Origin of the sequence: Micromonospora haikouensis (assembly GCF_900091595.1) — a bacterium.
GTDB classification, from domain to species: domain Bacteria; phylum Actinomycetota; class Actinomycetes; order Mycobacteriales; family Micromonosporaceae; genus Micromonospora; species Micromonospora haikouensis.
In genome coordinates this window covers 65,300-77,408 of record NZ_FMCW01000010.1, presented here as the reverse complement: position 1 = coordinate 77,408, position 12,109 = coordinate 65,300, and the positions used below count along the sequence as shown (strand labels likewise).

The following is a 12,109-nucleotide window of genomic DNA, read 5'->3' as shown; positions in this document are numbered from 1 at the left end:
GCACGCGGGCCCTGGGGGACGGGCAGCCGCGTGCGCACGGCACAGGAAGGAGCCGGCCACGGCCGGTGACGATCGAAGGGGTCGGTCAGCGCAGGCCCGAGCAGCCGGCCCCGTCGACGGTGCAGGTCGTCGGGCGGGTGGCCCGCGTCTGGTCGAAGTGGAACCGCAGCGGCACCGACGCGCCCGGGGACAGGTCGACGCCGCTCGTGAAGGTCCACGTGTCGCCCGAGCGGCTGATCCGGCCCTGCGGGGCGCCCTCGATCCAGGCGGTCACCAGGTGCGCACCGGGGAAGGTCATCCGGACCGTCCAGCCCCGCTGCGACCGGGACTCGTTGCGCACCAGCACCTCGCCGATGAACGCGCCGTCGTAGGAGTTCATCACCCGGTACGCGCCGCTCACCGACGGCGACGCGGGCGGCCTGGCCGGGGTGGTCGGGGCCGGCGGCTCGGGCTCGGGTTCGGGCGCGGGCGGGGCGGCGGTCGGCGGGGCGGCCGGCTCCGCCGGCAGCGGGCCGGCGCCGCCCTCGCCGACCGGGACGGGGACGACCCCGGGCCCGGCGGCCTGCCCGCCGCTCGGCGACAGGGTCGAGCGCGGGGAGAGACCCGGCACCACCGGCGCGGGCGGCTCGGTCACCGACCGGCTCACCGTCGGCGGCAGCGTCGGCAGCGGCATCGTCCACTCGGGAGCCGGGAACGCCTCACCGACGGGACCCCGGCTGCGGTACGTGCCGAGCGCCACGAACAGCAGCACCACCATCACCACCACCCCGACCGAGACCACGATCCAGGGTGAACTGGCTATGGCGGCGTTGGTCCCAGGGGTGGGTTGCGCGCGACGTGTGCCCGACATGTCCCTCCCTCATCGGTCCCGCCCGGAGAGCGTAGCGATCTACGGCAATGTCGGAAAGGGCCGGAGCCCACTGAACCGTCCTAACAGTCCAGTGAGCCCGGTTCCGGCGATGCCGCGGGCACCCCGAAGGTCGCCGCGACGCGGTCAGGCGGTGCGGATCACCGTACAGATGGCGGGGCCGTCGTCGGTACTCCGTAGCAGGTAACGGTACCGCTCGCCAGGAACGCGCTGTCCCCGGCCGTCCAGGAACTCCCACTCCACCGCGACCTCGGTCAACAGCGCCGAGACCGGCTGCACGTCCCCGATCACCGCGTGCGCCGCCACCAGCTCACGCTCGTGGTAGTCAGGGGCCGCGCCGACGAACGACAGCGCCACCGCCGCCGGGGACGCGAACGAGAAACTGTAGGTGTCGGCGACGACCAGCCCCGGCAGGGCGTAGCAGGCGGCGACCGCCGCCACGTCGCCGGTGGTCAGGGCCACGCCGTACCGGTTGAAGAAGTCGGTCAGCGCGTCGAGATCGGTGGATGCTGTCACGGGGACTGTCAGTTGCCGCGCGCCCGCCCCGGCAAACCAGGGTCGGCGGCACCAGCGCGCAGCGCGCCGCCCCGGTCGCTCACCGTGGCGGGATCCGCACCTCGATCTCGGCGCCGAGCTGCGCCCCGCCGGTCAACCCCAGGTCGTCTCCGCTCCAGAACCGGCCCGGGTCGTACCAGTTCGGCCGGCGGCCCGCCGGCAGCAGGCCCATCGCCTCGTACGTCACCGCGACGACCTCGGCGCAGTACGCCGTCTCCAGCGCCCGGTCCCGCACCGCGACCCCGCCCGGCCGCTCCGCCGCGCCGCTCCCCCGCTCCGCCTGGGTGGCTCCCTGCTCTGCCTGCTCTTCGTGCGCGGCTCCCCGGTCTCCTGGACCGGCTGCCCGGTCCCACCGGCCGGGCAGGGGCAGCCGCACCTGCGGCACCCGGCCCCGCGCCCAGCGCCAGGCGAGCTGGGCGGTCGACGGGAACGGCGTGCCGTCGAGGCGGGCGACGGTGCGCAGCACCGCCTGCTCCATCGTCACGTCGGCGGGCGGTTCGAGCTGGCGCAGCCAGGCCCGCTGGCCGTACCGGTTGGCCCAGACGCAGACCGCGTCCCGCAGGTCGTGCAACTGCACCCCGCGATGGTGGGTGCCGGTCCACATGTCCGGCAGCGACCGGCCCAGCTCGGCGTGCCACATCAGCGGCGGCAGGTCGTCGAGGACCACCGCCATGCCGACATGGTTGACCGGGCTGTTGGTGGTGAGCTGGATGGCGCGATCGGGCACGCTGCGACCCCGGAACACCCACACGTCGCCGGTGCGGGTCAGCTCCACGGCCTCGTCCAGGCCGATGCTCATGCCGTCGCCCCGCCGTTCTGCTTGCTCATGAACGTCTACCCTAGGCGCATGCGGCAACGGATGCAGTGGTGGAAGTGGCTCGGGCTGGCCGGTCTCGCGGGTGTCGCCGCGACCGGGGTGGTCGTGGCCCGCGCCGAGCGGCGGCGACGGGCGTACACCCCGGAGGAGATCCGGGCCCGGCTGCGCGACCGGCACGCGGAGGCCACCGCCATCGGCGCGGTCGGCACCCCGCCGCCCGACGAACCAGCCTGACCGACGGACCGCCCTGACCGACGGACCCACAGGCCGGCGGAACAAGGTCACGCTCGATCCGGGAAAGAGCGGTAACGCCCCGGTCGTGGTCCTTCCACTGCGGCACCAACAACGGGAACCGCGTGTTCCCGTAACCCCTCGCGGTCCTCAGGCGCAAACTGGGCTGAGGTCCCGCCACGTCGGCGGGCTCCAGCCCTCGCGTCGAGAGGTAATCATGAACAGCCGCTCGGACGCGGGCCGTTGGGACAACGTGCCGCTGTCACCCACGCCCCCCACCGGCGACGAGTACGTCGAACTGCCCGAGAACGGCTGGGGCGGCCTGCTCGGCTGGTGCGCAGGCCCAGCCCGGCTCGTCCGCGTCCCCGATCAGGTTGAGGCGCACACCACGCGCGTGTTTTGCAGCAGCCCGGCCGGCGATGAGCAGTACAGCCGCCCGCGCACCCAGGAGGAGCAGGTCGACATCGACGCCGACATCAACGGCTACCTGCACGACTGCGACGTTCCAGCCAGACCGGCGGGGTACCGATGGTTCCTGCGCCTGCCCGGCGGGTACAGCGAGGACCGGTTGTGGGCCGATCTGAACGCAGCCCTACCCTCATCAGCGATTCATCCGGCCGACATCGCCCCCCCGATTCAGCGAAGTCGTGCAGAGGATCTACTCCGACAGCGGGCGTTAGCGGCGCTCCTGGAATCCGATCGGTTTCCCGGTGGCGGTGCGCCCACAGCCCATGTCACGCCTGCCTCACCGCATCGAGCAGGGTAACCCTAAGGGAGCGTACCGTTGCAGAAGGTGGGGCCGCCGGTGGTTGCGGTGGGCAGCCCGCCACCCAGACCGCTACCTGGGAGTCCCCATGCCTGCTCGCGTACGTACCGTCGTGGATCCTCGCTTCCCCGCCGAGCTGGGCCGCCTGCGCCGCGCTCATGGCATGTCGCTGCGGGATCTGGCCCGGCGTGCCTTCTACGGCAAGAGCTACCTGCACGACCTCGAATCGGGGCGCACCCGTCCCAGCCTCGACGTCGCCCACCAGCTCGACGATCTTCTGCATGCCGGCGGCTCCCTCGCCGCCATGGTTACCGCCCTGCCGACCGTCACCACACCCGACGACGACGAGCGGCTCGCGTACGTGAGCGCGGAACCGAGCCGGCTCGACGGCACCAGCGTGCGGTTGCTCGCCGACGTGCTGGCCGCACAGCGGCGTCTCGACGACGTGCTGCCGGCTCCGGTGACGCTGCCCGCCGTCGTGGCGCACTGGCGCACCGCGCAGCAGCTCGCCCGACACGCCGCAGGGAAGCACGCCGCCGAACTGCACTACGTGGCTGCCGAGTGGACGCAGTTCGTCGGGTGGCTGTACGCCGAAGCGCGCAACGACACAGAGGCCGTGCGTGTCCTGACCGAGGCCGCCGCCCAGGCCGACGCGGTCGACAGCGGGCCGCTCGCCGCCCAGGTCGAGAACTTCCGCGGCTACCTGGAGCGCCAGCGGGGCAACGCACGCGGCATCGTGCGGCACTTCATCGCCGCGTACCACACCCCGGGCGCGACAGCCCTGCAGCGCGTCGGCGACGCGGTGCAGGCGGCTCACGGGTACGCCCTGCTCGGCGACCGGGCCGCCGCCGGGCGGCTCCTCGCCGAGGCGAGCGACCTCACCACGGTTGCCGAGTCTGAATCGGCACCGGCCCTCGCGTACTGGCTGACGCCGACGTTCTCCCGGATGGGCCTCGGGCTGGCCTACCTGGCGCTCGGCGACGTTGCGGCGGGTGCGGACAACCTGCGCGCGGGCCTGGCTGGCCTGCCCGCCGACCAGGCGCGCGCGGAGTGGGCGCAGGAGTACCGGCAGGCGCTGGCGGTCGCCACCGGCTGACGTGTCCGCCGTCCGTTCCGGACGTGTCGCGGACACCTGCCGCCATCACGGATGCGCTCTGCAACCGCAGGATTCTCCTGGGTGGCGGCGGCCCTCCCGTTTCCCACGCAAGTGTGCGAACCGCCGTCGCCGCCCATCCCACTCCGCGAGCAGAGGGAGGCGACGTGGCAACCTGGTCCAGGGTCTGCACCGAAGTCCGCGCCATCACCCGGTGGGCGCTGCGGCGGCCCGAACCGCCCCCGCCGCCCGGCACCGGGCAGCGCATCCAGGCTGCCGAGCAGGCGGTCGCCCGTCGGCGGCTTCTCGCCGACGCCCAGGCCGCGCGCACCACCCCGCAGCACTGCCAACCGACCGAGATCGTCCCGACCGTGGCTCTCGACCACGAGGCCACCCCCGGCAGGGCCGACCGGTGAGTCAGGGCGTCAGCGACCTGGAGATGCCGTGGTGGCAGCGGGACCTGGACGCCCACCGGCAGCGCGACGGCCGGTGCCCGGTCTGCGGCACCCCGAAACGGTGCTGGCCGTGGGCGAACGCCAACTCGGCGCGCATCGTGGCTCGGCTGGTGCAGGGTGGGTGAGCTGCCGGTGGGCCGCCGGGTGGCGTACTGGCGGGGCCGGCGCAACATGTCCCAGCAGGTGTTCGCCGATCGGTTGGGCAGGTCGAAGTCGTGGGTGGACAAGGTCGAGCGGGGCGTTCGCGCCCTGGACAAGGTGTCGACCCTGCGGCAGGTCGCCGCGGTGCTGCGCATCGACCCGGATCTGCTGATCGCCCGCGACGGGGCCGTCGGGCCCGAGCGTGAGCCGGCTGCCGATGGCGTCGAGGTGGTCCGGGCCGCGCTCGCCCGCCATCCGGGCCTGCTGCGTGCACCGGCCGCCCCGACCGATCCGGTCGTCTACCGGACCCGGGTGGCGCACGCCGCTGCCGCCTATAACCACGGCCGGTACGTCGATCTGCTGCGGCTCGCCCCCGCCCTGCTCGTCGACGGGCACCGGCTCGCCGGTGGCGGGCAGGCCGAGCAGTTCCTCCAGGCGTACCGGCTCGTCGCGTTCGTGCTGGTGAAGCTCGGCACCGCGGAGCTGGCCTGGCTGGCCGCCGACCGCGCGCTGGCCGTTGCCGGCGACGATCCGGTGCTGGCGGCACTCGCCGCCGTCCCGCTCGGCCAGGCCCTGCGTGCCGCCGGCCGGCAGCAGGCCGCGTTCGAGACGACCGTCGTCGCCGCGCACCAGGTGGCCCCGCTGGAGCCGGGCGGGGGCAGTGCCGCCGAGCGGGCGGCGTGCGCGGCGGCGTTGCTTCAGGCCGCGCTGGCTGCCGCCGAGGCCGGCGACCGGTCTGCGGCGAACGAGATGCTCGACGACGCCGCAGCGGTCACCGAGCCCGGCGGGCCGGAGCGGGCAGCGGTCGACGCCGCCCGGGTCGTGGCCGTTTCGATGCTCGGGGACGGCCGGCGCGCGGTCGTCGCCCACGAGGCGTTGGTCGGTGCCCCGGGCTGGCAACGGCTGCCGATCGAGCACCGGGCCGCGCACCTGGTCGACGTGTCCGGCGCGTACCTGCGTGCCGGTGACGCGGCCGGGGCGGGCGCGGCGCTGCTGCACGCGGACCGCCTGGTGCCCGCCGAGGTGCGCATCAGGCCCGCCGGGCGGACCGCGCTGGCCGGCGTGCTGGCCGTCGCGAGCCGGCCGGATCCACACCTGCTCGCGCTGGCGGAGGCGACCGGAGTGCGCCGCATCGACGCGGGCAGCTCCGGCGATCTTGCAGTTTCGGCCCCGGCAAAAGGGGCGAAGAGCCCACGGGAGGGGCCCAAACTGCAAGATCGGCGCACCGGGTGGGTGGGGGTCGAGGGGGCGGGGCGGGCGTGGGCTGGGCCGCTTGCCGGTGGCCGGTGCCCGCTGGCAGGCTGCGCCGGTGACAGAACGGGGAACGGGATCTACCGCAACTGACAGCGCGCCCGGGGGCGAGCGGCCGGGCCGGGGCCGGCGGTGGCGACGGCGGCTCGCGATCTCGCTGGTCGTCGTGCTGCTCGCCGCCGCCGGCCTGTACGTCGGCAACAGCTCCACCCTGGCCGGTCGGCCACCGGGCGGGCCGTTCCTGCTGGCGCACCGGGGGTTGGCCCAGACGTTCGACCTGGCGGGCGTCACCAACGACACCTGCACCGCCGAGCGCATCCACCCGCCCGAGCATCCGTACCTGGAGAACACTCTCGCGTCGATGCGGGTGGCGTTCGCGGCGGGGGCCGACCTGGTGGAGTTCGACGTGCAGGTCACCCGCGACGGCCGCCTGGCGGTCTTCCACGACGCGACGTTGCAGTGCCACACCGACGGCACGGGGAAGGTCGCCGAGCACACCCTCGCCGAGCTGCGCGGGCTCGACCTCGGTTACGGCTACACCAGCGACGGCGGGCGGACGTTCCCGTTCCGGGGCAAGGGGGTGGGCCTGCTGCCGACGGCCGAGGAGGTGCTGGCCGAGTTCCCCGACCGGTAGCTGCTGATCCACCTGAAGGTCGAGGGGGCCGCCGAGGGCGAGGCGCTGGCCGACCTCCTGGCGACGCTGCCGCAGCAGCGGCGCGACACCCTCACCGTGTACGGGGGCGACGTGGCGGTGGCCGCGTTCGCCGCCCGGCTGCCCGACGTCCGGATCACCTCGAAGAAGGTCATGAAGGACTGCCTCGTGGCGTACCTGGCGGTCGGCTGGACGGGGCACGTCCCCGACGCCTGCCGCCACCGGCAGTTGCACCTGCCGCAGCGCTACGGGCGGCTGATGTGGGGGTGGCCGAACCGGTTCGTGTCCCGGATGCGGGAGGCGGACACGCGGGTGATCGTGGTGAACGGGTCGGGCGGGTTCTCGGAGGGCTTCGACGACGCCGACGACGTCGACGCGATCCCGGCGGGCTGGACGGGCGGGGTGTGGACCAACCGGATCGACGTGGTCGCGCCGCTGCTGGGTCGGTGAGGCGTGGTCGCGCCGCTGCCTGGGCCGGTGACCGGCCAGCGCCGGGTCAGCGGTCGCCGGCGGTCGCGCCGACGGGCTCGGCCTCGCCGGACGCGTCCGCCTGCTCCAGCCGGCGGGCCCGCCGCCGCAGCCACCAGGTGCTGCCGATGCCGGCGAGGACGGCGAGGACCAGCCCGGCCCAGGAAATGTCCTTGAGCCAGTGCTCGGCGGCCCGGCCGACGCTGTAGAGCAGGTAGGTGGTGCCGAAGGCCCAGACCAGGCCGCCGGCCGCGTTGGCCAGCAGAAACCGCCGGTACGGCACGTGTAGCGCGCCGGCGAGGGGGCCGGCGAGGATGCGCAGCAGCGCCACGAACCGGCCGAAGAAGACGGCCCACACGCCGTGCCGGGCGAAGCTCTGTTCGGCGCGGGCGAGCTGGGCGGGGCCGAGGTGTTTCGGGAAGCGCCGGCCGATCCGGGCGAGCAGGGGTCGGCCGCCCCGGCGGCCCACCGCGTACCCGATGGAGTCGCCGACGATCGCGCCGAACGCCGCGGCGACGGCCACCCACTCGGGTTGCACGACGCCGGTGGCGGCGAGCAGGGCGGAGCTGACCAGGACGATCTCGCCGGGCAGCGGGACGCCCATGCTCTCCACGCCGATCACCCCGGCGACGATCAGGTAGACCGCGACCGGGGGCAGCGCGGTCAGCCAGTGCTGTACGTCGACCACGGCGCATCCCTTCAGGTCCGGCCTCGAACCCTACCCGGGTTGCCGGGGCGCGGCGGCCCCTCCGCCGCCGGGCCACCCGGGCGGGCGGCGCGGGCGCGTCCCGAAGCCTGGCGCGAGGTTGCGCGACTAGCAAGACGGACGTACGGTTTTGTTGAAACGGGAATCGCGGTAAGTGTCACCTAACCGGGGCGTCGCCCCGGCCGGTGCGACAGACTGCTCAGGACTACTCACGGTCGCTGGTGTGAAGGAGTACGACGTGGCGAGCCTCGACACCTTCGGTGCGAAGACCCAGCTACGCGTCGGAGACGCGAGCTACGAGATTTTCAAGATCAGCAAGGTGGAGGGGCACGAACGGCTCCCCTACAGCCTGAAGATCCTGCTGGAGAACCTGCTGCGGACCGAGGACGGCGCGAACATCACCGCCGACCACATCCGCCAGCTCGGCGGCTGGGACGCGACCGCCGACCCGAGCGTGGAGATCCAGTTCACCCCGGCGCGGGTGCTGATGCAGGACTTCACGGGCGTACCCTGCGTGGTCGACCTGGCCACCATGCGCGAGGCGGTCCGCGACCTCGGCGGCGACGCCACCAAGGTCAACCCGCTCGCGCCCGCCGAGCTGGTCATCGACCACTCGGTCATCGCCGACCTGTTCGGCCGTGAGGACGCCTTCGAGCGCAACGTCGAGCTGGAGTACGAGCGCAACAAGGAGCGCTACCAGTTCCTGCGCTGGGGCCAGACCGCGTTCAACGAGTTCAAGGTCGTCCCGCCGGGCACCGGCATCGTGCACCAGGTCAACATCGAGTACCTGGCCCGCACGATCATGGAGCGCGGCGGCCAGGCGTACCCGGACACCGTCGTCGGCACCGACTCGCACACCACGATGGTCAACGGCCTGGGCGTGCTGGGCTGGGGCGTCGGCGGCATCGAGGCCGAGGCCGCGATGCTCGGCCAGCCGGTCAGCATGCTGATCCCCCGGGTCGTCGGCTTCAAGCTGCACGGCGAGATGCCCGCCGGCACCACCGCCACCGACCTGGTGCTCACCATCACCGAGATGCTGCGCAAGCACGGCGTCGTCGGCAAGTTCGTCGAGTTCTACGGCCCCGGCGTGAGCGCCGTGCCGCTGGCCAACCGGGCCACCATCGGCAACATGTCGCCCGAGTACGGCTCCACCGTGGCGATCTTCCCGATCGACGCCGAGACCGTCCGCTACCTGGAGCTGACCGGGCGCGACCCGCAGCAGGTCGCGCTCGTCGAGGCGTACGCCAAGGAGCAGGGCCTCTGGCACGACCCGGCCGCCGAGCCGGACTACTCGGAGCGCCTGGAGCTGGACCTGGGCACCATCGAGCCGTCCCTGGCCGGCCCGAAGCGCCCGCAGGACCGGGTGCCGCTGGGCAGCGCCAAGACGCTGTTCCGCTCGGCGCTGACCGACTACGTGGCCGCCGACGCCACCGGCCGCAAGCCCGGCGTGCCGCAGCAGGAGAAGCCGCTCGGCACCGCCGGCCCGGCCGACGAGGCGTCCGCCGAGTCCTTCCCGGCCAGCGACGCCCCGGCCAACGGGGTCAACGACCCGGCCGACGCGCCCCGCGACCTGGTCACCGCCGCCGTCGGCGCGGGCGGCCGGGCCAGCAACCCGGTGCGCGTCACCGGCACCGACGGCGTGGAGTACGAGCTGGACCACGGCGCCGTGGTGATCGCCGCGATCACCTCCTGCACCAACACCTCCAACCCGCAGGTGATGATCGGGGCGGCGCTGCTGGCCCGCAACGCCGTCGACAAGGGCCTGGCCCGCAAGCCGTGGGTGAAGACCACCCTCGCGCCGGGCTCGAAGGTCGTCATGGACTACTACGACCGCGCCGGCCTCACGCCCTACCTGGAGAAGCTCGGCTTCAACCTGGTCGGCTACGGCTGCACCACCTGCATCGGCAACTCCGGCCCGCTGCCGGAGGAGGTCTCCGCCGCCGTCAACGAGGGCGACCTCGCCGTCGTCTCGGTGCTGTCCGGCAACCGCAACTTCGAGGGCCGGATCAACCCGGACGTGAAGATGAACTACCTGGCGTCCCCGCCGCTGGTGGTGGCGTACGCGCTGGCCGGCACGATGGACATCGACCTGGCCAACGAGCCGATCGGCGAGGACAGCGCCGGTGAGCCGGTCTACCTGCGCGACATCTGGCCCAACAGCGCCGAGATCCAGGACGTCATCGCCCAGGCGATCGGCGCGACCGGCTTCAGCGCCGCGTACGCCGACGTGTTCGCCGGCGACGAGCGGTGGCAGTCGCTGCCGACCCCGACGGGCGACACGTTCGCCTGGGAGGGCGAGAGCACGTACGTGCGCAAGCCCCCGTACTTCGAGGGCATGCAGCAGGAGCCGACCCCGGTGCAGGACATCGCCGACGCGCGGGTGCTGGCCAAGCTGGGCGACTCGGTCACCACCGACCACATCTCCCCGGCCGGCTCGATCAAGGCCGACTCCCCCGCCGGGAAATACCTGGCCGAGCACGGCGTGCCGCGCCACGAGTTCAACTCGTACGGCTCGCGCCGGGGCAACCACGAGGTGATGATCCGGGGCACGTTCGCCAACATCCGGCTGCGCAACCAGCTCGTGCCGGGCGTCGAGGGCGGCTTCACCGTCAACCACCTCACCGGCGAGCAGACCACCATCTACGACGCCTCCACCGCCTACCAGGAGGCGGGCGTCCCGCTGGTCATCCTGGCCGGCAAGGAATACGGCTCCGGCTCGTCGCGGGACTGGGCGGCCAAGGGCACCATGCTGCTCGGCGTGCGGGCGGTCATCGCCGAGTCGTACGAGCGGATCCACCGGTCGAACCTGATCGGCATGGGCGTCCTGCCGCTGCAGTTCCCGGTGGACACCACCGCCGAGTCGCTGGGCCTGACCGGCACGGAGACGTTCTCGATCAGCGGCGTGACCGCGCTGAACGACGGCGAGACCCCGCGCACGGTGAAGGTCAGCACCGACACCGGCGTCGAGTTCGACGCGGTGGTCCGCATCGACACCCCGGGCGAGGCGGACTACTACCGCCACGGCGGCATCCTGCAGTACGTCCTGCGCCGCATGATCGCCAGCTGAGCGTAAGGAAGGGCCCCTTGTTAACAGACGTCTGTTAACAAGGGGCCCTTCCTTGCATACGGTCAGTTGCCGGCGGCGCGGCGGCGGGACTCCCGGATCTTCAGCGCGTGCTCCATCAGCGTGATGAGCACCTCCTTGCTCGACTCCCGCTGCCGCGCGTCACAGAGCAGCACCGGCACCCCCGGGTCGAGGTTGAGGGCGGCCTGCACCTCGTCGAGCCGGTAGCGGCGGGCGCCCTCGAAGCAGTTCACCGCGACCACGAACGGGGTGCCGCGCCCCTCGAAGTAGTCGATCGACGGGAAGCAGTCGGCCAGCCGCCGGGTGTCGGCGAGCACCACCGCGCCGAGCGCACCGAGCGCCAGCTCGTCCCAGACGAACCAGAACCGGTCCTGACCCGGCGTGCCGAACAGATAGAGCACCAGGTCGTCGCTGATCGTGATCCGGCCGAAGTCCATCGCGACGGTGGTGGTCGTCTTGCCCTCCACCCCGGACAGGTCGTCGATGCCGACCCCGGTCTCGGTGAGCACCTCCTCCGTCCGCAACGGTCGCGTCTCGCTGACCGCACCGACCATCGTGGTCTTGCCGACGCCGAAGCCGCCCGCGACCAGGATCTTGATCGCGGTGGGCAACGGCACGGCTCCCGCCGGCCGCTCAGAGGGCCCGTAGTCCATTGATAACCGCCTCGAAGATGCTGTCGTCGGGAAGGCCCGCAGTCGTCCGCGGCTCGCGTACCTGCACGAGGTCGCGCGCCATGAGGTCGCCGAGCAGAACCCGGATCGTACCCACCGGCAGGTCCAGATGGGCGGCGACCTCCGCCACGGACTGGATCCGCTGGCAGAGCGCGACGATGGCCAGGTGCTCCGGGCCCAGCCCGACCTCCGGCGACACCTCCGACCGGGTGGCCGTCACCAGGGAGATCAGGTCGAACGTGCCGGTGACCGGGCGCGCCCGGCCACCGGTCACCGCGTACGGTCGGACCACCGGCCCGGCGTGGTCGTCGACCCACCGTTCCTCCGTGGACTCCCCCGGCACCGTCATG

General features: G+C 73.1%; 15 protein-coding genes. 9 read left to right on the top strand and 6 right to left on the bottom strand.

All coding sequences use genetic code 11. The features are described from left to right. Positions 1 to 85: 85 nt before the first annotated feature. From GA0070558_RS12085 to GA0070558_RS12075, 3 genes are all read right to left on the bottom strand, one after another. A complete protein-coding gene (locus GA0070558_RS12085; protein ID WP_256091892.1) occupies positions 86 to 781 on the bottom strand; it encodes a cellulose binding domain-containing protein in 696 nt (231 codons plus the stop codon). A gap of 213 nt (positions 782 to 994) precedes the next feature. Then, positions 995 to 1,384 (bottom strand): DUF6841 family protein, encoded by a 390-nt coding sequence (locus GA0070558_RS12080; RefSeq protein ID WP_043967588.1) that lies wholly within the window; start codon positions 1,382 to 1,384, stop codon positions 995 to 997. A 79-nt stretch (positions 1,385 to 1,463) separates the two neighbouring features. Next, positions 1,464 to 2,222, bottom strand: a complete 759-nt coding sequence (locus tag GA0070558_RS12075) for a hypothetical protein (protein ID WP_091278580.1) — start codon at positions 2,220 to 2,222, stop codon at positions 1,464 to 1,466. A gap of 48 nt (positions 2,223 to 2,270) precedes the next feature. Here GA0070558_RS12075 and GA0070558_RS12070 point away from each other — a divergent pair, with 48 nt between their 5' ends. From GA0070558_RS12070 to GA0070558_RS34255, 8 genes are all read left to right on the top strand, one after another. Then, positions 2,271 to 2,474 carry a hypothetical protein gene (locus tag GA0070558_RS12070; protein WP_256091891.1) on the top strand — a complete coding sequence of 68 codons (204 nt, stop codon included), beginning with the start codon at positions 2,271 to 2,273 and terminating at the stop codon, positions 2,472 to 2,474. 214 nt (positions 2,475 to 2,688) lie between these two features. Continuing rightward, entirely contained in the window at positions 2,689 to 3,237 is a 549-nt protein-coding gene (locus tag GA0070558_RS32800; RefSeq protein WP_141722206.1) for a DUF5956 family protein, read from the top strand. A gap of 88 nt (positions 3,238 to 3,325) precedes the next feature. Then, on the top strand, positions 3,326 to 4,333 hold the full coding sequence (locus GA0070558_RS12060; RefSeq protein ID WP_091278560.1) for a helix-turn-helix domain-containing protein: 1,008 nt from the start codon (positions 3,326 to 3,328) through the stop codon (positions 4,331 to 4,333). A 164-nt stretch (positions 4,334 to 4,497) separates the two neighbouring features. Beyond that, the gene (locus tag GA0070558_RS12055; protein WP_091278555.1) at positions 4,498 to 4,746 is read left to right on the top strand and encodes a hypothetical protein; all 249 of its coding nucleotides are present in this window, start codon (positions 4,498 to 4,500) and stop codon (positions 4,744 to 4,746) included. Continuing rightward, a complete protein-coding gene (locus GA0070558_RS33380) occupies positions 4,743 to 4,910 on the top strand; it encodes a hypothetical protein (RefSeq protein ID WP_176734189.1) in 168 nt (55 codons plus the stop codon). The genes GA0070558_RS12055 and GA0070558_RS33380 overlap by 4 nt, the downstream gene beginning before the upstream one ends. Then, entirely contained in the window at positions 4,903 to 6,270 is a 1,368-nt protein-coding gene (locus GA0070558_RS12050) for a helix-turn-helix domain-containing protein (RefSeq protein ID WP_256091890.1), read from the top strand. The genes GA0070558_RS33380 and GA0070558_RS12050 overlap by 8 nt, the downstream gene beginning before the upstream one ends. Further along, positions 6,236 to 6,811: a glycerophosphodiester phosphodiesterase family protein gene (locus GA0070558_RS34260; RefSeq protein ID WP_256091889.1), complete on the top strand. Its 576-nt coding sequence runs from the start codon at positions 6,236 to 6,238 to the stop codon at positions 6,809 to 6,811. The genes GA0070558_RS12050 and GA0070558_RS34260 overlap by 35 nt, the downstream gene beginning before the upstream one ends. A 96-nt stretch (positions 6,812 to 6,907) precedes the next feature. Beyond that, positions 6,908 to 7,279 carry a PI-PLC domain-containing protein gene (locus GA0070558_RS34255; RefSeq protein WP_256091888.1) on the top strand — a complete coding sequence of 124 codons (372 nt, stop codon included), beginning with the start codon at positions 6,908 to 6,910 and terminating at the stop codon, positions 7,277 to 7,279. A gap of 46 nt (positions 7,280 to 7,325) precedes the next feature. On the opposite strand, the gene GA0070558_RS12040 is transcribed toward GA0070558_RS34255, so the two are convergent. Beyond that, positions 7,326 to 7,985, bottom strand: coding sequence for a DedA family protein (locus GA0070558_RS12040; protein WP_091278552.1), 660 nt, complete (start codon positions 7,983 to 7,985; stop codon positions 7,326 to 7,328). Between the two features lie 241 nt (positions 7,986 to 8,226). Between GA0070558_RS12040 and GA0070558_RS12035 the strand changes: the two genes are divergently transcribed. Next, positions 8,227 to 11,070 (top strand): aconitate hydratase, encoded by a 2,844-nt coding sequence (locus tag GA0070558_RS12035; RefSeq protein WP_077939195.1) that lies wholly within the window; start codon positions 8,227 to 8,229, stop codon positions 11,068 to 11,070. Positions 11,071 to 11,132: 62 nt separating this feature from the next. On the opposite strand, the gene GA0070558_RS12030 is transcribed toward GA0070558_RS12035, so the two are convergent. Together GA0070558_RS12030 and GA0070558_RS12025 are read right to left on the bottom strand one after the other, a co-directional pair. After that, positions 11,133 to 11,741: a GTP-binding protein gene (locus tag GA0070558_RS12030; protein ID WP_074474310.1), complete on the bottom strand. Its 609-nt coding sequence runs from the start codon at positions 11,739 to 11,741 to the stop codon at positions 11,133 to 11,135. Continuing rightward, the gene (locus GA0070558_RS12025) at positions 11,722 to 12,108 is read right to left on the bottom strand and encodes a DUF742 domain-containing protein (RefSeq protein WP_043967572.1); all 387 of its coding nucleotides are present in this window, start codon (positions 12,106 to 12,108) and stop codon (positions 11,722 to 11,724) included. Before GA0070558_RS12025 ends, GA0070558_RS12030 begins: the two co-directional genes overlap by 20 nt. Position 12,109 lies beyond the last annotated feature (1 nt).